This window comes from Nitrosomonas communis (genome assembly GCF_900114745.1).
Taxonomy (GTDB): Bacteria; Pseudomonadota; Gammaproteobacteria; order Burkholderiales; family Nitrosomonadaceae; genus Nitrosomonas; species Nitrosomonas communis_A.
The window spans coordinates 1-20,037 of the sequence record NZ_FOUB01000005.1; the positions used below are offsets into that span (position 1 = coordinate 1).

Here is a 20,037-nt window from a genome sequence, read left to right on the forward strand (position 1 = left end):
ATGGATAATGGAAGGTGTTGGCTTTGCTATCATTTAAAATCTAAATGATAATGTTATTACCTTATCTAAATTCTATTTTCAAGCACTTTTAAGCGTGATTGCCCTGAGTATTCCGGGGTTTACTGTGATCTGTGCCTCAGAGTTGGCGGGTGAGATTGGCACCATTGACCAGTTTGCCAGTGAACACAGTCTGGCGCTCTATCTGGGGATGGCCAACCTTGATAACAGCTCAGGGAAGTTTCGAGGCTCAAAAGCACCGAAACATGTCAATACACGAGCTAAAGGTGCGATGATGGCCGCTGTAGACAAGCATCGAAAATGCGTACCTGAATCACAGGGTTACTATGAAAAAAAACGGATTGAGGGAAAATCACATAATCAGACAATTCGTTCGCTTGGCCGGCAGCCGCATTATATTCAAAATGCTGAAACAAAATCGTGCCTATGAGATACGTACAAAAATCAATGAAAATACTTGAAAATTCCAGCGGGATGTTCAAGCCAGCGATATCGGGCAGGCTGAGAATTTGTTAGCCCTGATGACGGAAGGTGCGGCTGCCCTGGTGGGTGATAAGGGTTATGATAGCGATGCTTTTATTCAACGCTCACTAAAAAAGCCATTGAGCCTGTCATTCCGCCGCGCAGTAATCAAATTAACCCAAGAGATTGGGATTAGTTCGTTTATAAAAAGCGTCATTTGGTTGAATGTTTCTTCAACAAAATTAAATATTACAGAAGAATATCTTCACGCTATGAAAAAATGACTAAAAATTATATGGAGTTTATATGGTTTGCCTCAGCATTAATTTGGCTCCGCTAAAATGTCAACAGAACCTAGCCATTTGACTTCTTATTGAAATTTAAACTTGTTGAAGATTAAATAGAATAGCGAGGTCAATTGTAAAGCCTGACCCTGAGATTACAATTTCGTCTACCAATTCAAACTTGAAAATGCGCGAGTAGAAATAGAGTTCTGCTTTCAGTGCACGCTTGTTGTTTTCTGCTTTGACGAAACCGTGCTGTTCTCCTACAGAAGTGACATATGCTACCGGCAATCCACGCCTACGCAAGGCGCCAAACATCATCTGTGACTGGTCAGGCGGCACGATGAGATCATCGAGCCCTTGGATAAGGATCAACGGGCAGGCTAATTGCTCGATGTATTGAATAGGCGAGCGAGGTAAAGGTCACGCCGCTCCGGATAAGGGCCCACCAGGCCGTCCAGGTAGCGTGACTCGAACTTGTGCGTGTCTCGCGCCAACGCCTCCAGGTCGCTGACGCCATAGTAGCTGGCGCCTGCACTAAACAGCTTAAAGAACGTGAGCGCGCACAATGTTGCATAGCCGCCAGCACTGCCGCCGGTAATAGCCAGCCGGTTGACATCCACCATCCCTTGACTAATATGAAGATGTCAACCATTACATTTTAGTTGGAAAACATTGGTAGACATCGAAGCTGCGTCTTCCCTTATTAACCTCTGAAACAGGAACAATTGTGTCGCCATTAATTAGCGCCGCTTCATTACGCGCAAGATCCGCAAGTTCATCTGCAACTTTTTCTTGATTACGGTTAAACACTATTTTACTGACTACTTTAGTTTCAACTCTGCCTATTTTTTTGCATGGCTGGACTGCCTTGGCTGAGTGTACCAAGCGTACCCCTTCGCCTTTTGTAGTAACCTTAACCCATGTACAGGAAGAGAGTATTAAACAACTACCAACAGCAATAAGAATTTTTATCATTACACTATCTCAGTTAAAGGGAAAAATTTTAATGAATAGTTTATTCGCAAAATAGGGGGGGTCATTTTTTTCGGTGGTCACATAATCGTTTTGCGCGAACGGAAGTGATTGTAAGGATCGTTTACATAGGTTCGCTTTACTTTTACAAGGTGGTGGTAGCTTTTATCGAAATAAGTTTGGGTAGGTACTGAACTATCTTTAAAGCTGATGAAAGCGCCTGAAGTATTGGGAATATCATAATCGCGGCAAACCTCCATCCAGTCGAGCGCCTGGTTTACGCGGGTATACACATGGTTATTCTCACCTTCTTCCTTTTCTTTTTCAGTTTCATTCCACCAGGTTTGGTATTGTATGGTGAAGAGTTTATCTTTGTAAGGAAAGGCACTTTTATCTTTCTGCTCCAGGGTCATGATATGCTGATAATAGTTGCCGGCAATAGCCCCTAAGGTAATGTAAGTAAACAATCCCAGCTGTTCATTGCCGCTTAATACCAGCGGGGAAGTGAGACTTTCCAATAATTTATAGTGGCCTTCTGTGCCAAGCCCCTCTTTATTCACTAAACGTGAGGTGATTTTGTGGGGTGCCGGCTGGTCTTCATCAGGTGGAAATGGCGTTCCTTCTAATCCCTGTTTCAGCAAATTCATATTGTGAAACGAATAACGATCCCAAGAACTCATCAGGTGATCACCACCATAGGGTAAGTCTTGGTACTTGCGCCCAGCTTTGTCAATTATGGTTACAGTGTAGATGCCAGTGTGTTTAAAGTGTTTATCTATAAATTTCTGTAAACTGTTTTCATCTCCCTCCCAGTAGCCATACATCATACAGTTATGGCTTACAGTATGGGGGTTAAAGTGCTCACCTTCGCTAGCATGCTTAGCGGCAATTTTCAGATTAGTGCCTACTAATTGGTTAGCGTCTGGCTGGGTGGAAGCAATAACTTTTTCCCATGTCTGCAATACATGCAGAGTAGGTGTGGCATCGCGCAGAGCAAACAATTTGTTTTCTGGGACATAGTGGTATTTGTTCCACTCAACCTGAAACTTAATCATTTCATCGGGCAGGTCAAAGGTTTCAATCACGAACTCGGTCACTATGCCGTAGCTGAAACCACCTCCACCTTTTATGGCCCACAGCAGTTCTTGATCGCCAACTATTTCACTATTCATACTCAGCTCGCGTATGCTGCCATCGCCCAGCACTAGGGTAGCCCCGACGACACTTTCGCAGCACATGCCATACTTGCGAGTCCAGGGACCCCAGCCTCCACCCATGGTATAGCCTGCTATGCACACGGTAGCGCAAGTGCCATGCGGAATCATGACATCACATTTAGCCAGCTCCGTGGTCAGGCTCTGAAAGCGTATACCAGGCTGTATGCGAGCAATCTTGCGCTCACGATCAATTTCTACCGTATTAATCTTCGAGAGATCGAGCAGAATGGTATCAGTGCCGCAGCATTCTCCTTCATGATCATGCCCACCCGAGCGTACACGTAAAGGCAAAGCATGTTTACTGGTAAATTTAACCGCTACGCTTATCTGTTGAGCTGTTTCACATAGCACAATGGCAGTAGGCATAAATTGGAAGAGACGATTAAAAATTTGACGATATTGATCGTATTTTTGCTGGCTTTGCGTACAGTTAAAAAGAATTTCGGGAACTTCCACACCGTCTGAGCAGTAGGCCTCTCTAAGTTTTTGAATGATGGCATGCATCTGTTTTATATGGATTAAAAGTTTCTTATAAATGAGATAATTGATATTTCTGACTAGATAAATAAGTATCAGACTCGGAGAAAAGGGAGGAATTGAGGGCCTGTGCAATAAGAAGTCATGTAAAAGCAAATTAAAACTGATATGTTTTTCAAACCGTGCAAAGAACATCGTTCCCTTTCTATGCCATTCTTACAGGAGTGAACTAGGTATGCCTGTCAAGTATTTTCATTTCTAAACCAAAACTGACTTTGTCGGTTTCACCTTGCCATATTATTGATACTGTCGGCAGCTCGCCTTCGCGTCATTTTTAATTTAGAAATGAAATAACTTTAGCGTTAATCTCAAAAATTGTTTATCACAATATATTAAATATTGATGAAGACAAAGGAACACTACCTTACCTTGAGATTAGCATATTATTAATGTATGCCAAGGGCAAGCTGAATCATATTTGTTGATAAGCCATATTGCAATAACCCGCAGCGAAATTCGGAAAATGGCTTCACCATTGCGGTTGGATGTAGTTAATATTTCGACTATTGCTCGGGTCAAGCTAGCTTTGCTTATCATTCCTGAAAGGCAGCGTGATTATAACTAGCTTTAACGTGGTTCATGTGTTATGCATTAAAAATAATTTTGAATTGTTATCATTTTTTTCTGGTGAAAAATTTTTCCATGATCAGATTAATAATGTGCTAACCAGATTACAAGGAAAATTGTTTTCTTCGTGTTATGGTAGAGGGGTACAGGTCGTATGCTCGTGCATTATTGCCTGGTTATTAGTCATACCCTGGCATCAGCATGTGATAAAGCTGGGTTATTTCATTATGGCTCGTTTTCGTGCTAGTTTGATCTGGAGATGGATGATTGATTTCAGGACAGGATTAAAACCAATACGAAATTGATATAGCCTTTTACTCTATTGATGACACTTTTTTTCCTAAAAAGCTCGCGGTTTACACCAGCACACCATCAACCAGTTGTAAAACCCTTTCTGCCTGGTTGGCAAGTTGCGGATCATGCGTGACGATAACAAGAGTGGCATTCACTTTGCGATTAAGCTCCAGCATCAAATTGAATACACCCTCTGCGGTGTGGCGATCAAGGTTGCCAGTAGGTTCATCGGCCAGCACACAGGCTGGTTGAGTTACCAATGCTCGCGCTACGGCTGCCCGCTGACGCTCTCCTCCAGAAAGTTCACCAGGCGTATGAGTCAGGCGATGGCTCAGGCCGACGTGCTGCAGCATTTCCGCTGCGCGCTCCATCGCTTCTTGTTTATTCATGCGCCGTATCAGCAGCGGCATGGCTACGTTTTCCTGGGCGCTGAACTCGGGAAGCAGATGGTGGAACTGATAAATAAAACCAAGTGAATGATTGCGCAATTGGCATCTTTTCTCTTCGCTAATGGTGGTGAGGCCTTGACCCAGCAGCAGAATCTCCCCTTTGGTCGGTGAGTCCAGCCCGCCTAGCAGATGCAGTAATGTGCTTTTACCCGAACCGGATGCACCAACCACCGACACCATTTCCCCCTTGCTCAACGTTAGATTGACACCTTGCAAGACGGGTACTTCGAGCTTGCCCTGAAAGTAGCTTTTATAGAGATTTTTGCATGAAATGACGGTGTTATTCATAGCGCAGTGCCTCTGCCGGGTTAACTCTTGATGCACGGTAGCTTGGGTAAAGCGTTGCAAGTAATGTAAGGGTGAAGGATACCACTGCCACTGTCATGATATCATCCAACTGTGGATCAGAGGGTATTTCACTGATGTAGTAAACTTCCTGTGAGAGAAACTGAATACTAAATAGCCGCTCGATGAACACAACCACTTCTCCCACGTTATAAGCCAGCAGTGTTCCGCCAATGAGACCCAGCACCGTGCCAAGGACACCAATTAATGTTCCCTGCACAATGAATATTTTCATAATGCTGCCAGGGCTGGCACCCAAGGTGCGCAGGATAGCAATATCTGATTGCTTGTCAGTTACGGCCATGACCAGGGTGGAGACGATATTGAAGGCTGCGACCGCGATGATTAATGCCAGAATCAAGGACAGCATGCGCTTTTCGATCTGGATGGCTCGGAAGTAATTAGCATGCTGATGTGTCCAGTCAGTGATGTAGTTATCAGCAGAAACCATCAATGAGAGATCTTTTACAACCTGGGGTGCCTGAAACATATCCTCCAGCTTCAGTCGCACCCCCGATACCTGGTTGGGTTCCATGCGATAAAGCTTCTGCGCATCTGCCATGTGAATTAATGCTAAGCCAGAATCGTATTCATAATGGCCGGCTTCAAATACGCTGGTTACGGTGAATTGTTTTAGACGAGGTAACATCCCTGCAGGAGTTACTTGACCTTGTGGAGAGATCAGGACAATCTTATCGCCCGGGAATGCACCCAGACTACGTGCCAGTTCGATGCCAATGGCAATACCGAATTCACCTGCTTTCAACTGATTAAGTTCTCCCATCACCATCATTTGCGCGAAATCAGCGACGTGATTTTCATAGTCTGGCAAAATCCCACGCACAATAATGCCTCGTACTACCTGATTATGAGAGAGCATGCCTTGTGCGCTGACATAGGGGGCTGTTGCGATTACTTGCGGATGCTTGCTTGCCATGTCGGCAACTTGTTGCCAATTAGTTAAAGTACCGTTAATGCTGCTGATTTGAACGTGCGAAGCAACACCGAGTATGCGTGATCGGATTTCCTTATGAAAGCCATTCATGACTGACATGACCGTGATGAGTGCGGTCATGCCCAGCGTGATACCCAGCAAAGAAATCAAGGAAATAAAAGAGATGAAGTGATTGCGCCGTTTTGCGCGTGTATAGCGTAAGCCGATTAGCAGTTCATAGAGGAACACGAATATTTTTCCTGGAGAAAATGAGATCTTATGGGCTATATATTCTAATGAAGCTGGGTGAGTAAAAGCCAGGAAATTTCCAGAAAAAGTCTGAATTTTTGCCAAATTGCAGAAAGTACCTCTCGTCTTCAGTATAATTGATTAGGAGAAAACAAAATTTGATGTGGTTGGTTTTATGTTGCGAGAAGGAAAGGTTCGAATTATTGGCGGCAAGTGGCGCAGCCGGGTGATCACTTTTCCTGATGAGAAGTATTTACGGCCAACACCTGATCGAGTTCGAGAAACGGTATTTAATTGGATGGGACAGGATTTAACCGGTAAGCATTGTTTGGATTTATTTGCCGGAAGTGGCGCGATGGGCTTTGAGGCAGCCTCACGAGGGGCAGAGCACGTCGTGATGGTAGAGTTGAGTAGGAGCATAATGCATCAATTGCACGCTACCCGGCAGAAGCTGGATGCAATCCAAGTAGAATTAGTGCAAATGGATGCGCTGGCATTTATTGCCTCTGATGCGAGGCAATATGATGTCATATTTTTAGATCCTCCTTTTCAGTTTAATCTGCTGCCTGAATTATTAATGCGGCTTCCTTCACATATGACAGGAGACGGTTTGGTTTATATAGAAAATGATCATAAATTTGATCTGGATGAACAATGGTTTGTATGGCGCAGTGGCCGGGCAGGCAAGGTTTATCATCACTTGCTGAAATTGAAAAAAAATGGATAAAGCTGTATATCCGGGAACTTTCGACCCATTAACGCGTGGCCATGAAGATCTGGTGCGCCGTGCCGCAAAATTGTTTAAACATGTTATCGTGGCAGTTGCTGCCGATAGTGGCAAAGCTCCTTTTTTTTCCTTGGCTGATCGTATTCAAATGGCCCAAGAAGTGCTAAAAGATTGTCCCAACATCGAGGTGATGGGATTTACTGGTTTATTAACCGTGTTTTTGCAGCAACAAAATGCCCACATCATTCTGCGTGGTTTACGTGCTGTGTCTGACTTTGAATATGAATTTCAATTGGCGGGAATGAATCGTCAGCTTTATCCAGAGGTTGAAACTGTTTTTTTAACCCCATCTGAGCAATATATGTTTATTTCTGCAACGATTGTACGAGAAATTGCCAGGTTGGGAGGGGATGCAGACAAATTCGTACATCCCTTTGTTGCAGAGCTGTTACGCAAGAAAATGAAAAACTGATTTTTTGAGGTTGTTGAGATGGCATTATTAATTACTGATGAATGTATTAATTGTGATGTTTGCGAGCCGGAATGTCCGAATGAAGCAATTTCGCAAGGTGAGGAGATTTATGAGATCAATCCCAATTTATGCACAGAGTGTGTAGGACATTATGATACACCTCAATGTGTTGAGGTTTGCCCCGTCAATTGTATTGTTACCCATCCAAATGTGACTGAGAGCCATGAGCAATTACTAGCTAAATATCATGCGTTGATTACTGACGCGGGGCGAGCTCCTCAGGAATAGCATAACGTCTCGGTCCAAAAATGGCGGTACCTATCCGTACAATCGTTGCGCCCTCTGCAATCGCAATATCCATATCTTCAGACATGCCCATGGATAGTGTATCGATTTCGAATCCATCCTTTTTGAGCTGCTCAAAGATTTTCCGCATTATTTGGAATTGCTCGCGTTGCAGTGCAGTCGCAGAAGTAAGCTCGGGTACCGCCATTAATCCTCTTAATTTTAAACGAGGAAGCTGATCAACAAAGGCAGCGAGCTCTGCAGCCTGTTCAGGCGCAATACCACTTTTGGTCACTTCACCACTGACATTAACTTGTACACAGACTTGTAGCGGCGGAAGCGATTCAGGTCTCGCATTAGATAAACGAACAGCAATTTTTTCTCGATCTACACTGTGTGCCCAGGCAAAGTTTTCTGCAATGGGTTTGGTTTTGTTGCTTTGGATCGGGCCAATAAAATGCCACTCTATGGGTAAATCAGCAAGCGCACGAATTTTTATCAGTCCTTCCTGCAGATAGTTTTCCCCAAATATTGTTTGTCCTGCTTCCCAGGCTTCTCTTACTTTTTCAGGAGGATTGGTTTTGCTCGCAGCTAATAACAGAATATCCTCTGGTCGTCGTCCTGCATTCCTGGCAGCTTCTGCAATATGGATTTTAACTGTTTGCAGACGTGTGGCAATTGTTGTCATGATTTACTAGTGGCAATAATGGCAGTAAAAAATAATGAAATAGTGCTAGCTGGGAAAAGTAGCGCTGGATAAGATTAACTATCAGCTACCAAATATCTTCTCAATTTTTATTTATCCCTACCGTTATAAACAAGCAGGCTGTTACTTTGAGCTGGATAACCAGGAAGAAATTTGTGTAGACCAACATTACCTACTCATAGCATCTAGGGAAAAACATAAATGAACATAGTAGATCTACTTGCCTTTGTGGTCAAGAATAATGCATCTGATTTGCATTTGTCTGCGGGTATGCCACCAATGATCCGTGTGCATGGTGATGTCCGACGCATCAATTTGCCAGCCATGGAGCATAAAGACGTCCATGACATGATTTATGACATCATGAATGATGGTCAGCGCAAATTATATGAAGAGCATCTGGAATGTGATTTTTCTTTTGCCGTACCTAATCTAGCGCGTTTTCGGGTAAATGCATTCAATACTCATCGGGGTGCAGCTTCAGTCATGCGGACGATTCCATCAAAGGTGCTAACACTGGAACAGATCAAGGCGCCCAAGATTTTTGCAGAAATTGCGCAGCAACCGCGAGGCGTAGTATTGGTGACAGGTCCAACCGGTTCTGGTAAGTCAACTACGCTGGCTGCGATGATCGATGATATTAATGAGAATCAGTATGGCCATATTCTTACACTCGAGGATCCGATCGAGTTTGTTCATGAAAGTAAGAAATGCCTGATCAATCAACGTGAAATCGGAAAAGATACCCATAATTTCGCTAATGCATTGCGCGCAGCTTTACGAGAAGACCCGGACATTATTTTAGTGGGTGAGATGCGTGATTTGGAGACGATTCGTTTGGCGTTGACGGCGGCAGAAACAGGTCATTTGGTATTTGGTACCCTGCACACCAGTTCCGCAGCCAAAACCATTGACCGTATTATCGATGTTTTTCCTGCGGAGGAAAAGGAAATGGTTCGTGCCATGCTATCTGAATCCCTGCGAGCAGTGATCTCTCAGACATTGTTGAAAACTAAAGATGGGACTGGCCGGGTCGCAGCGCATGAAATCATGATGGGTACTCCTGCCATCCGTAATCTGATCCGGGAGGGAAAAGTAGCGCAGATGTATTCAACTATTCAGACCAGTCAGAGTGTGGGAATGCAAACACTCGATCAAAACCTGACTGATCTGGTGAAGCGTAATGTCGTTTCCATTGCGGAGGCAAGAGCCAAAGCTATGAACAAGGATAATTTTCGAGGTTAATGTACGTAATCCCATTTCTAAATCAAAACTGATTTTGTCGGCTTTACCTTGCCGTATTATTGATACTGTCTGCGGCTCGCCTTCGCGTCATTTTTGATTTAGAAATGGAATAATAATAGGAAAGGATACTAAAATTTATCATGGAACAAGAGCAGGCAACAAAATTTATGCACGATTTGCTGCGTTTAATGCTTAGCAAAAAGGCTTCCGATTTGTTTATCACAGCTGGCTATCCGCCTGCGTTTAAAATTGACGGAAACATGACACCCGTATCCCAGCAGCAGCTTTCCCCCCAGCACACGGTGGAACTGGCGCGCGCCATCATGAATGACAAGCAGGCGGCAGAGTTTGCAGCGACCAAGGAGTGCAATTTTGCTATTCATCCAGCGGGAATCGGACGATTTCGTGTGAATGCATTCATTCAACAACAGCGGGTGGGTCTCGTGATCCGCACGATTACCACACAAATTCCAAAATTTGATGATTTGGGTTTGCCGCTTGTGCTAAAAGATGTGGTGATGAGCAAGCGCGGTTTGGTTATTTTTGTAGGAGGTACCGGCTCAGGCAAATCGACATCGCTTGCCGCCTTGATCGGTCACCGTAATCAGAACAGCTATGGCCATATCATCACTATTGAAGACCCAGTAGAATATGTGCATGAGCATATTAACTGCGTCATCACGCAACGAGAAGTTGGCGTGGATACTGATTCCTGGGAAGCAGCACTTAAGAATACCTTGCGCCAGGCGCCCGATCTCATTTTGATTGGTGAAATTCGTGATCGTGAAACAATGGAGCATGCAATTGCTTTTGCCGAGACGGGCCACTTATGCATGGGGACACTGCACGCCAATAGTGCCAACCAGGCGCTTGACCGCATTATTAATTTCTTTCCAGAAGAACGGCGAGCACAGTTGCTGATGGATTTATCATTAAATTTGAGAGCATTGATCGCGCAACGGCTGATTCCCAGGAAAGAAGGGAAAGGGCGGGTGGCAGCAATTGAGGTGATGCTGAATTCCCCATTGATCTCAGATCTGATTTTTAAAGGTGAAGTACATGAAATTAAAGAGATCATGAAGAAATCGCGAGAGCTCGGTATGCAAACTTTTGATATGGCGTTATTTGAGCTTTACGAGGCGGGCCTGATCAGTTATGAGGATGCGCTCAGAAATGCAGATTCCATGAATGAACTACGCTTGCAAATAAAACTGCACAGCTCAGAAGCCCAGCACAAAAACATCAATGAAGGTATTGAGCACTTGACGATTACCTGATTTATAGCGAAGTAAACTCATTATTGTGATTTAGAAAGTTTCCGGCGGTTTGGCTTTCGCCAAACCGCCGTTTAGGATTACCTCTCAACAGCAAACCGATTATTTAGTATTGAGATATCTAACTCATAGTACAGAATTATTGTGCTGTCAGTATAGATCGACCATTTATATTTTGAGGTAAACGATTATTATTTGTGTAGAAGCTTTTTAATTGAGTAAGTTGTGCATCTGAAATAGTGATCACTTGGGGCAGAATATACCATTGAACACCTTCGCTACAGGGCGGCGTGGTTAAAGATCCGGCTAGAGTATAGTACTTGATTGGCTGCTCAAGTTTTGGTAGTAACGCCGCAGGGTCGATTTGCAAGCCAGAATTTTGTTTTTTGCCTCCTGAATCAGGCGGTGTATTATCTAGAATGGTTTGAAATGTTGCGTTTTCCTCTCCTACATTGATTGCAACTGCCAAAACGGCAAGTCTACCATCACTTTTAACATGAACATAGTGCAATTCAGCTGGAAAAGTTGTCGCGCCCACGACATGTTCGCTAGGCTCATGAAAATGAAATTGGGTTAACGGGAACGATTCTTCTCCAATCTTAAGCTTACCCGTGTAATGGGTGGATGTATTGACTTGTACTGCATGACCGGTATTGAAAAAATCTGGCGTATCAATAGAATACAATATTTCCATTGGATTAACCTGGGTCTGATCAATTTTTGCAGAAGCCAAATCAACAGGAGATTGGTGCTGCCCTACACCGCATTCAGCAAAGGGAAAACTTAACGGTGGTGTTTGAGAGGTATCTTGCAGGGACCACCATGTTGCTTGCTCTCCATGATCCCAATGAGGTGTTTCTGAAAAAGCACTTGTTGCGCAGGATATAATGACAGCAGCGAATAAATTATTTAGTAATTTTCTTTTCATGATCACTCCGGCGGTAACTAGTTATGAGATTAGCAAGTATGTTCTCTGCAGTAATCAACCATTGGGGATTGCTTTTTTGGATGGGATGATTCTTGTTCTGAACCTGAATCGGTTTCTTTTGACGATTCTGAGATTTCTTTTTTAGTGGATGAATCAGATTGCTGTGCTGGTAGTATCAGATTATTGATGTTTGTGGATGAATTGGATGTATTAGATGTATTGGGTTTATCTTTTGCCGTGTCTGCTGCGAAACACGAAATACTGAAACTTAGTGCGACAATTAACAAAACTTTAGTAAACATAATAAAGCCCTTGTGTATTAAAAAAATATATAAAAATAAATACTTAAATGGTAAATAATTAGCTCTCTAAGCCCTTCATTTATCTTCCTCTTAACCTATGTGACTAATTTTCCGTTCAAGTGACATGATCGGCTACAAATACAACATCTTTAGTCCTAACAGCTCAGCAATACTTCTACCAGAACAACTTTTTAATAAACATAGAACTTTTCTCCCTGGTAAAGAAATAAAGTAAAAATAGTGAAATCAAAATGAGGAAGCAGGAGCAATGCTGTCAATTTATATTTATCTTTCGTCCCAGAATATTGACTAAGCGCCATTCGAATTCTTGGGTGCCATCCGAATCCAAAACCATGGAAAGCGCACCTTTGGATAAGGGCAGTACTGTCACATCGATGCGGTATTCCTTCGTTTCAAGCGGAATTTCAGAGGATGTACCTATTATCTGTGAGGGAATCAGCTTTATAATGACTCGTTCGATAGCGTAATCTTTATTGCCGTTATAAATGCTGCCATTAAAGATTCCCCAACCGAAACCGGCAGCAATCTTGATCTTATTCACCGCATCAGAGGGAAGCGTTATCACATTTGAATTGTCATCAGGAGAGGCTTCCTCGCACTGATTTCTCAATTCATGTTTTTGATTGCTATTTTGTACAGAGGCTTTTAAGCAATGATCATAATCAGCTAAAGCTGGATTAGCGACAGTCGTATGAGGCCAGAGAGTAATACCGATCAGCATATACCTGGCTAGTAAAAATTGTTGCATTAACAAACTCCTTCTCTGTTCTTGCTCATCTATATCTTTGCTTTTGTATAAAGTACATTACCTAAGCTAAATAAAATGTGAAGATGGAATAGTCTTAAACAGACTAAATGAAATTTTAAGTGGTAAATTTGTATCATAAGTGCATAACCCTTTTATCAAGCCGGAATGCTTGTCAGCCGAAGCAATCAAGAGCAAGATATGGTAAAAGGTATTCCGACATACTACTGACGGGAGACCTTATGGCTTATGCACAACTTACCCTTGCGCAGAGGAATTATATCGAAATGCGCCTGAAATAAGGGGATTTGCAGAATCGGATAGCGCGGGATATGAACTGTTCTCAATCCACCATTAGCCGAGAACTTGCACGGAACACAGGGCAGCGCGGTTACCGCCATATGCAGGCGAACAGGAAGGCCAAACAACGCCATACAAACAAACCCAAAGCCATTAAAATGACAATGGAGCTGACGTGTCATATCGACATGCTGCTTCAGCAGTAGTAGAGTCCCGAGCAGATCAGTGGCAGGCTGAAACGGGAAGGTAAGAAGAGTGCCTGCCATGAAACCATCTATCAGCATATCCTGAAGGATAAACAGGCAGGCGGTCAGCTATACCTGAACTTACGGCTACTATGCAAAAAAATACCGCAAACGCTATGGCAGTATCACAGGCTGCCGCAAGGGCATTCCTAATCGGATAGACATTGATAGACGCCCCGAGGTGGCAAACCGACGAGAACGGTTAGGTGACTGGGAAGCAGACACCATGATGGGCCAAGGACACAAGGGCGCATTAGTCACGCTGGACGAGCGCAAATCCAAGCTACATCTTGCCCTACCAGTGGCACACAAAACTGCAGAGGAGGTGATATGCGGTATCATTACCCTGCTGGGGATATTCAAGGATTAGGTGCATACCCTCACCTTTGACAATGGCAAGGAGTCCGCTAAGCATGAAGAAGTAGCGAATACTCTTGAATGTGAAACCTATTTTGCCAAACCCTATCACTCGTGAGAGCGTGGTCAGAATGAGAACGCCAATAGGCTGTTACGCCAATACTTCCCAAAGCAATAGGGCTGCTGGATGTGACTGCCCAGCAGGTATCGGGGCTGTCCACAAACTTAACAGCAGGCTAAGAAAGCGCCTGGGGTTTAGGACGCCTTACGAGATGTTCCGCGAATTGTCAGGCACAGATGCTGAAAAATTGGTGGGTTATGTACTTATTACTTGAATTCAAGAGATATTATTTTTTAATATTACTCAGAAATACGCTTTTTAGTAGTAAAGTGAACAAAAAAGGAATAAAACTCATCCCTGTTACCCAATAATGCTCATAAGTGAATTGATCGCCTTCATCCATTATGATATACGTAAAAAAGATACCGACGGGTGCAATCAATGAAAGGAATTGAATCAATAAAAATAGTCTTTTAATCATATGGGGTTATCTTATATATTAATTTCTATCAGTTATTATAAACTTGATAGATTCCTGTATAGTCAAAGTAATTTGAGTTTAGTATAAAAAAAGAATAAAAGGCTTGTGAATCTTCCTGTGTGTGAGACAAAATGGAAGTTATACTTATTATCACCAATTTTCCTGACAAAACGAGCGCGTTAACGCTTGCTCAAAAACTCATTGAACGTCGAGCTGCAGCGTGCATCAATATTTTGGCCGAATCCACTTCAATATACCGATGGCAGGGAGAGACTGAAATAAGCAATGAAATACCTGTCTTAATCAAAACATTAGCCAAACATTATACGATGGTGGAAGAAATCATTAAAGCCATCCATCCTTATGAACTCCCTGAGATTATTGCAGTCCCTGTAAAGTTGGGATTGCCTGCATATATGCAGTGGGTTGCCGGTGAAGTGACCGATCATTCTTGAATTAGCAATATAAAAAAACAAATTTGGGTCAGCTATGCGTTTAATTCCTATGCGTTTAATTCAATTTTTTTTGATTTTATTTATTCTTATTAGCACAAATGTAGTGGCTGAAGAAGAAAAACGCTCCAGCGTACTATCGGTCTTGCAGAAATTAGGTGCGAGCTTTGGGCAAGCAGAACAGGAGTTGCTGCCTCCGGATGAGGCATTTAAATTTTCAATCGAGGTGCGAGATGAGCGTACGCTCATTGCCAATCTTATTCCTGCAAAAGACTATTACCTTTATCGCGATAAAATTACCTTTGAGCCGAAAAGTGATGGTATCCATATAGAAAAAATCACATTACCACCCGGCAAGATGAAGGAGGATCAGACCTTTGGTAAGACGGAAGTTTATTATCAGCCTATCCAGGCAGTTATTTCATTAAAACGAGAGGTGCCAGCTGCAAACCAGCTTTCTCTTGCCGCAACTTATCAGGGATGTAATGAACCGGTTGGTGTGTGCTATGCACCGATCAAAAAAGAAAGCGATATTACCCTGCCGACAATCAAAACAGCTTTAAATACAGTTGCTGAGACGATTAGTAGCAGTGCAGCGGCTGCGAATGTGGATGCTGCTGCAGAATTGTTCCAAACACCCGCAGGCTTACCAGCCATTGAAACTGAGTCGTACAAAATCGAGCAAATGTTTGCGAGTGGTAATTTCTGGTTGATATTGACCGGTTTTTTTGGCATAGGCTTGTTGCTTGCTTTTACGCCATGCGTTTTTCCCATGTTTCCAATTTTATCCGGCATCATTGCCAATAGAAGTCAGCATCTTACCAAGCGACGTGGCCTTATTCTTGCGCTGGCTTATGTCCTGGGAATGGCGATTGCTTATGCCATTGCAGGCATTGCGGCCGGCTTATCAGGAGCGATGCTATCTGCGGCTTTGCAAAACGCCTGGGTACTAGGTACCTTTGCGCTGATCTTTATCCTACTAGCTTTTTCGATGTTTGGCTTTTATGAATTGCAGCTACCTAGTTTTCTCCAGAGCAAGCTTTCAGAAGAAGCTGGACATTTGAGAGGAGGGCATTTATCTGGTGTCTTTGGCATGGGAGCGTTGTCTGCCTTGATTGTCAGTCCTTGTGTAGCTGCTCCCCTTGCCGGTGCGCTGCTCTATATCAGTCAGACTCGCGATGTCGTATTGGGTGGCTCGTCATTATTTATGATGGCACTGGGTATGGGTGTACCGCTGCTATTATTGGGTGCTTCAGCGGGTGCGTTGCTACCTAAATCAGGCCCATGGATGGAGTCAATCAAGCAATTTTTCGGTGTTCTGTTATTGGCGGTTGCTATCTGGCTGATATCACCGGTGATTTCTGAAGTCGCTCATATGTTGCTATGGGCTGCGCTACTCATCATCTCAGCGATTTATCTGCATGCGATCGATCCACTACCTGAAAGAGCATCTGGCTTCAGAAAATTTCTTAAAGGCATAGGAGTCATTACGTTACTGACCGGGATTGCCTTTTTGATCGGCGTGTTGTCTGGCAGCCGGGATATTCTGCAGCCTCTCTCAAAATTGAGTATTGCTGGTGCAGGAAACAATGAAACGGTGCAGTCTGCGGGATTAAATCAAGCTGACCATCTGCCATTTCAGCGGATAAAAACAATTGCTGAGCTTGATGAGGTTATCCAGCAATCAAAAAATAAATACATTATGGTGGATTTTTATGCTGACTGGTGTATCTCCTGCAAGGAAATGGAGCGCTTCACATTTACTGATGCAAGCGTGCAGGCTCGGCTGAAAGATGTGGTTTTATTGCAAGTAGATGTGACTGCCGGAACACCGGATGATGCAGCGCTACTGAAACGTTTCAAACTGTTTGGTCCGCCCGGAATTCTATTTCTTGACCATCAAGGGAACGAGGTACCGAACATCAAAATTATTGGCTATCTTAATAAGGAAGATTTTCTAACTGTATTGAATGCAGTATTGATTTAGCCTATCTGACTTACCGTTTATTTATCAACAAGGAAAGATTGCATGTCAAAGCTAGGCAAGTGGTTGCTTTATGTTGCTATCGCTTTTGGAGCGATAACTGCAGGATTTATGTTCAAGTCTTATCAGATGAACCCACAGTTGAGTGGCACCGAAAAGCAAGCGGGTGTGGAAGCGTTCTTTTCTGCTAATTTGCCAGATATCGAAGGCAATACGCAGTCTTTCTCTCAATGGCGCGGAAATGTGTTGCTCGTAAATTTCTGGGCTACCTGGTGCACACCCTGTCGTGAAGAAATACCAGAATTTATTGAAACACAAGATAAATTTCGCGAACAGGGGTTGGTTGTAGTAGGCATTGCTATCGATCAAAAAGAAAGGGTAGACGCGTTTAGTAAAGAATTTGCTATTAATTATCCTGTCGTGGTGGGGGATTTAGATGCTTTTTCACTCGCAGAGGCAATGGGTAATCCGCAAGGTGCGCTACCTTACACAGTGATGATCAATCGTACGGGAGAAATTGTTGATACTCATTTAGGCCGCATCCACATGGATAAAGTCGAAAAAGTACTGAAACCTTTGCTATAACTTTGGAAGGGATGCAGTTAGCGGACATTATATTGATCATTCATTTTTTGTTCGTGCTATTCGTTGTGGCTAGTCTTCCTCTTATTTGGATGGGTGAGTGGCTGCATCTAAAATTTGCCCGAAATTTTGTATTTCGACTCACCCATCTTGCAGCCATACTGTTTGTTGTGGGTGAGTCGCTGATAGGTATTATTTGCCCGCTGACGAGTTGGGAAAACGAGTTGCGTGGAATCAAATCAGAGCAAAGCTTTATCCAGTACTGGTTACATCGAATGCTATATTATGATTTTCCTGAAGGCGTACTCACGGCAAGCTATGTAGTATTTGCGCTTTTAGTTGCTATCACTTTCAAGTTTGTTCCACCAGATATTCCCAGAAAATTCAAGTTTAAGCGCTAGTGATTTGAGGTCTAATCACTTTCTATTTCGTTTAAGTTATTTTTGGTCAGAGGAAGGAGCTCTGCAATCGGTGGTTCAAATATTTCTTCATCAAAAGCCTTATCCCCATCAGCAATGGGAGTACCATTTGGTTTGAGCTCTTGGAAATCATAGCGCGCATTGTCTGCTAAGTGAGATAATTGCACATTCTGAAGCGCAGTAAACATCGTTTCAAGTCTTCCCGGGAATTTTTTATCCCATTGCTGCATCATTTCTTTGATTACCTGGCGTTGCATATTTTTTTGGGAACCACACAAGTTACAGGGAATAATTGGAAAATTCTCAATTTCAGCGTAAGTTGCTAGATCCTTTTCTTTGCAATAGGCCAATGGGCGAATAACGATATGATGACCGTCATCACTAATGAGCTTGGGCGGCATTGCTTTAAGCTTGCCGCCATAAAACATGTTGAGGAAAAAAGTTTCGAGTATGTCGTCTCTATGATGACCCAAAGCTATTTTGGTCGCGCCAAGTTCAGTTGCCACACGATAAAGTACGCCGCGGCGTAAACGGGAACATAAACTGCATGTGGTTTTCCCTTCAGCAATCACCCGTTTGACTACACTATAGGTATCCTGCTCAACAATGCGAAATGGCATGCCAATTTGAGTGAGATATTCCGGTAGTACATGCTCAGGGAAACCAGGTTGTTTCTGATCCAGGTTGACGGCAATCAGTTCAAAATCCAAGGGAGCATGTGCCTGAAGATTGCGCAAAATATCGAGCAGCGCGTAGCTATCTTTCCCCCCCGATAAACAAACCATCACCCGGTCACCGGGTTCGATCATATTAAAATCAAAGATGGCCGTGCCTACCAGGCGACGTAATCGTTTACGAAGTTTGTTGGTGTTATATTGCACTTTTTTGGATAAGGGTTCCATCATAAGAAATGTTGTAGTGTGAAAGTTCTAAAATACCTTATGGGTTATATCACTATTGTCGCCACAAATTAAAGATAAATAGTTTAACAGCTGGAACAATAAAACAGTGACGCGTTCTAACAATTGGATTTAAAATCACAGTTTTGTACCATGAGCACAGAGGACAGAATTATATGAAGAAGCGTATAACAGTATTCTTCGCGTTTATGATGTTCTGGGTGGTGAGTGTATCGGCTGGTTTGAATCACAATCAACATGGTATAAATCCTTCGATCATTGGTAAGCCAGGTGATCCTGTCAACGTGACACGTACGATAGAAATAAAGACAATGGATAATCACTTTTTACCTTCCAGGATTAATGTGAAACAAGGTGAAACTATCAAATTTATTGTTAAGAATGAAGGTATGAGGCGACATGAAATGGTTATTGATTCATTGGAAAATTTAAAGAAGCACGCCCAAATGATGCGTTCAAACCCTGGCTTAATCAGTGAAGGTCCCAACTCTGTTGATATGCTGCCACGTGAGCAAAAAGAGCTCGTATGGCATTTTACAGAAAGTGGTATAGTTAATTTTGCTTGTGGTTATCCTGGACATTTCAAAGGGATGCGCGGCAAGATATATGTGGAGATGAAATGAGAATACAAATTAATCGATCTTTGTTGAAATCGATGATGGCAGGTGCATTAGCCTTAACAGCATTGTCGACTTTCGCTGCTGAGACAGTTGAAGTTTATAAAAGCCCGACATGTGGCTGTTGCTCAAAATGGGTTGATCATCTGAGAGATAATGGGTTTACTGTTAATACACATGATGTTGGTAATAAAGAGGCAAGAGCGCGCGCAGGTATCTCTCCTTCTTTAGGCTCTTGCCATACCGCCTTGGTCAACGGCTACGCCATTGAAGGTCATGTTCCTGCACGCGATATCAAGCGGCTTCTGCGAGAGCGCCCTCAAGCTGTTGGCCTGGCAGTTCCTGATATGCCCCATGGTTCCCCGGGTATGGAAGGCGCACGTAGCGATCCTTACGATGTGCTTCTGGTCAAACAAAAAGGCGATCAACGACGTGATGCCGCCGTTTATAGCAGCTATCCTTCTAAATAAAAAGCTATAAGTAAAATCGGATAAGTCTTTATTACAACTAAAAGATTTTTGCTTTTTTATATGCTTATGTGGCTTGAAAAGAAAAAGTGTTTGCTGCCGACATTAGCGATAAG

At 43.2% G+C, this 20,037-nt stretch carries 26 protein-coding genes; 15 read left to right on the forward strand and 11 right to left on the reverse strand.

The features are described 5' to 3' along the window. Positions 1 to 94: 94 nt before the first annotated feature. Together BM122_RS03210 and BM122_RS24795 are read left to right on the forward strand one after the other, a co-directional pair. Positions 95 to 448 carry a transposase gene (locus BM122_RS03210; RefSeq protein WP_218151973.1) on the forward strand — a complete coding sequence of 118 codons (354 nt, stop codon included), beginning with the start codon at positions 95 to 97 and terminating at the stop codon, positions 446 to 448. A 79-nt stretch (positions 449 to 527) separates the two neighbouring features. Further along, positions 528 to 764: a hypothetical protein gene (locus BM122_RS24795; protein ID WP_083398310.1), complete on the forward strand. Its 237-nt coding sequence runs from the start codon at positions 528 to 530 to the stop codon at positions 762 to 764. 96 nt (positions 765 to 860) lie between these two features. Here BM122_RS24795 and BM122_RS23955 read toward each other — a convergent pair whose 3' ends face one another. The 6 genes from BM122_RS23955 to BM122_RS03250 form a co-directional block, all read right to left on the reverse strand. Beyond that, complete coding sequence (locus BM122_RS23955) at positions 861 to 1,139, reverse strand: prolyl oligopeptidase family serine peptidase (protein ID WP_074903612.1); 279 nt, start codon at positions 1,137 to 1,139, stop codon at positions 861 to 863. An 8-nt stretch (positions 1,140 to 1,147) separates the two neighbouring features. Then, positions 1,148 to 1,390, reverse strand: a complete 243-nt coding sequence (locus BM122_RS23960) for an alpha/beta hydrolase family protein (RefSeq protein WP_074903613.1) — start codon at positions 1,388 to 1,390, stop codon at positions 1,148 to 1,150. A gap of 28 nt (positions 1,391 to 1,418) precedes the next feature. Next, positions 1,419 to 1,742 (reverse strand): DUF4156 domain-containing protein, encoded by a 324-nt coding sequence (locus BM122_RS03230; protein ID WP_074903615.1) that lies wholly within the window; start codon positions 1,740 to 1,742, stop codon positions 1,419 to 1,421. A gap of 77 nt (positions 1,743 to 1,819) precedes the next feature. After that, positions 1,820 to 3,412 (reverse strand): FAD-binding oxidoreductase, encoded by a 1,593-nt coding sequence (locus BM122_RS03235; RefSeq protein WP_177198032.1) that lies wholly within the window; start codon positions 3,410 to 3,412, stop codon positions 1,820 to 1,822. Positions 3,413 to 4,416: 1,004 nt separating this feature from the next. Next, positions 4,417 to 5,091, reverse strand: coding sequence for a lipoprotein-releasing ABC transporter ATP-binding protein LolD (gene lolD / locus BM122_RS03245; RefSeq protein ID WP_074903620.1), 675 nt, complete (start codon positions 5,089 to 5,091; stop codon positions 4,417 to 4,419). Next, entirely contained in the window at positions 5,084 to 6,331 is a 1,248-nt protein-coding gene (locus tag BM122_RS03250; RefSeq protein ID WP_074903622.1) for a lipoprotein-releasing ABC transporter permease subunit, read from the reverse strand. The genes lolD and BM122_RS03250 overlap by 8 nt, the downstream gene beginning before the upstream one ends. A gap of 163 nt (positions 6,332 to 6,494) precedes the next feature. On the opposite strand from BM122_RS03250, the gene rsmD reads away from it, so the two are divergent. The 3 genes from rsmD to BM122_RS03265 are packed head-to-tail and all read left to right on the forward strand — an operon-like array spanning position 6,495 to position 7,818. Continuing rightward, on the forward strand, positions 6,495 to 7,058 hold the full coding sequence (gene rsmD, locus BM122_RS03255; protein WP_371264887.1) for a 16S rRNA (guanine(966)-N(2))-methyltransferase RsmD: 564 nt from the start codon (positions 6,495 to 6,497) through the stop codon (positions 7,056 to 7,058). Continuing rightward, positions 7,051 to 7,530 (forward strand): pantetheine-phosphate adenylyltransferase, encoded by a 480-nt coding sequence (gene coaD, locus BM122_RS03260; protein WP_074903627.1) that lies wholly within the window; start codon positions 7,051 to 7,053, stop codon positions 7,528 to 7,530. The genes rsmD and coaD overlap by 8 nt, the downstream gene beginning before the upstream one ends. A gap of 18 nt (positions 7,531 to 7,548) precedes the next feature. After that, the gene (locus BM122_RS03265) at positions 7,549 to 7,818 is read left to right on the forward strand and encodes a YfhL family 4Fe-4S dicluster ferredoxin (RefSeq protein ID WP_074903629.1); all 270 of its coding nucleotides are present in this window, start codon (positions 7,549 to 7,551) and stop codon (positions 7,816 to 7,818) included. Here BM122_RS03265 and BM122_RS03270 read toward each other — a convergent pair. Then, positions 7,787 to 8,503: a YggS family pyridoxal phosphate-dependent enzyme gene (locus tag BM122_RS03270; RefSeq protein WP_074903630.1), complete on the reverse strand. Its 717-nt coding sequence runs from the start codon at positions 8,501 to 8,503 to the stop codon at positions 7,787 to 7,789. The two genes, BM122_RS03265 and BM122_RS03270, sit on opposite strands and share 32 nt — an antisense overlap. 219 nt (positions 8,504 to 8,722) lie before the next feature. Between BM122_RS03270 and BM122_RS03275 the strand changes: the two genes are divergently transcribed. Further along, the gene (locus tag BM122_RS03275; RefSeq protein ID WP_074903632.1) at positions 8,723 to 9,766 is read left to right on the forward strand and encodes a type IV pilus twitching motility protein PilT; all 1,044 of its coding nucleotides are present in this window, start codon (positions 8,723 to 8,725) and stop codon (positions 9,764 to 9,766) included. A gap of 140 nt (positions 9,767 to 9,906) precedes the next feature. After that, complete coding sequence (locus BM122_RS03280; RefSeq protein WP_074903633.1) at positions 9,907 to 11,043, forward strand: PilT/PilU family type 4a pilus ATPase; 1,137 nt, start codon at positions 9,907 to 9,909, stop codon at positions 11,041 to 11,043. 136 nt (positions 11,044 to 11,179) lie between these two features. Here BM122_RS03280 and BM122_RS03285 read toward each other — a convergent pair whose 3' ends face one another. Next, positions 11,180 to 11,968: a carbonic anhydrase family protein gene (locus BM122_RS03285; RefSeq protein WP_074903635.1), complete on the reverse strand. Its 789-nt coding sequence runs from the start codon at positions 11,966 to 11,968 to the stop codon at positions 11,180 to 11,182. Between the two features lie 144 nt (positions 11,969 to 12,112). Here BM122_RS03285 and BM122_RS22170 point away from each other — a divergent pair, with 144 nt between their 5' ends. Beyond that, complete coding sequence (locus BM122_RS22170; RefSeq protein ID WP_143083297.1) at positions 12,113 to 12,328, forward strand: calponin homology domain-containing protein; 216 nt, start codon at positions 12,113 to 12,115, stop codon at positions 12,326 to 12,328. Between the two features lie 216 nt (positions 12,329 to 12,544). On the opposite strand, the gene BM122_RS03290 is transcribed toward BM122_RS22170, so the two are convergent. Both BM122_RS03290 and BM122_RS24800 read right to left on the reverse strand, forming a co-directional pair. Then, complete coding sequence (locus BM122_RS03290; protein WP_143083298.1) at positions 12,545 to 13,012, reverse strand: hypothetical protein; 468 nt, start codon at positions 13,010 to 13,012, stop codon at positions 12,545 to 12,547. Positions 13,013 to 13,260: 248 nt separating this feature from the next. After that, positions 13,261 to 13,602: a hypothetical protein gene (locus BM122_RS24800; RefSeq protein ID WP_256211857.1), complete on the reverse strand. Its 342-nt coding sequence runs from the start codon at positions 13,600 to 13,602 to the stop codon at positions 13,261 to 13,263. 160 nt (positions 13,603 to 13,762) lie between these two features. Between BM122_RS24800 and BM122_RS22180 the strand changes: the two genes are divergently transcribed. From BM122_RS22180 to BM122_RS03320, 5 genes are all read left to right on the forward strand, one after another. Continuing rightward, complete coding sequence (locus tag BM122_RS22180) at positions 13,763 to 13,951, forward strand: hypothetical protein (protein WP_143083300.1); 189 nt, start codon at positions 13,763 to 13,765, stop codon at positions 13,949 to 13,951. A 660-nt stretch (positions 13,952 to 14,611) separates the two neighbouring features. Continuing rightward, complete coding sequence (cutA, locus tag BM122_RS03305) at positions 14,612 to 14,935, forward strand: divalent-cation tolerance protein CutA (RefSeq protein WP_074903639.1); 324 nt, start codon at positions 14,612 to 14,614, stop codon at positions 14,933 to 14,935. 49 nt (positions 14,936 to 14,984) lie between these two features. Then, positions 14,985 to 16,919 (forward strand): protein-disulfide reductase DsbD, encoded by a 1,935-nt coding sequence (dsbD, locus tag BM122_RS03310; protein WP_074903823.1) that lies wholly within the window; start codon positions 14,985 to 14,987, stop codon positions 16,917 to 16,919. A 42-nt stretch (positions 16,920 to 16,961) separates the two neighbouring features. Further along, entirely contained in the window at positions 16,962 to 17,501 is a 540-nt protein-coding gene (locus BM122_RS03315; protein WP_074903641.1) for a TlpA family protein disulfide reductase, read from the forward strand. A gap of 11 nt (positions 17,502 to 17,512) precedes the next feature. Next, complete coding sequence (locus tag BM122_RS03320) at positions 17,513 to 17,899, forward strand: DUF2784 domain-containing protein (protein ID WP_074903643.1); 387 nt, start codon at positions 17,513 to 17,515, stop codon at positions 17,897 to 17,899. Between the two features lie 11 nt (positions 17,900 to 17,910). On the opposite strand, the gene ttcA is transcribed toward BM122_RS03320, so the two are convergent. Then, positions 17,911 to 18,819 carry a tRNA 2-thiocytidine(32) synthetase TtcA gene (gene ttcA / locus BM122_RS03325; RefSeq protein ID WP_074903645.1) on the reverse strand — a complete coding sequence of 303 codons (909 nt, stop codon included), beginning with the start codon at positions 18,817 to 18,819 and terminating at the stop codon, positions 17,911 to 17,913. Between the two features lie 173 nt (positions 18,820 to 18,992). Here ttcA and BM122_RS03330 point away from each other — a divergent pair, with 173 nt between their 5' ends. Both BM122_RS03330 and BM122_RS03335 read left to right on the forward strand, forming a co-directional pair. Next, positions 18,993 to 19,460: a cupredoxin domain-containing protein gene (locus BM122_RS03330; protein WP_074903646.1), complete on the forward strand. Its 468-nt coding sequence runs from the start codon at positions 18,993 to 18,995 to the stop codon at positions 19,458 to 19,460. Then, positions 19,457 to 19,924: a DUF411 domain-containing protein gene (locus BM122_RS03335; RefSeq protein WP_074903647.1), complete on the forward strand. Its 468-nt coding sequence runs from the start codon at positions 19,457 to 19,459 to the stop codon at positions 19,922 to 19,924. Before BM122_RS03330 ends, BM122_RS03335 begins: the two co-directional genes overlap by 4 nt. Positions 19,925 to 20,037 lie beyond the last annotated feature (113 nt).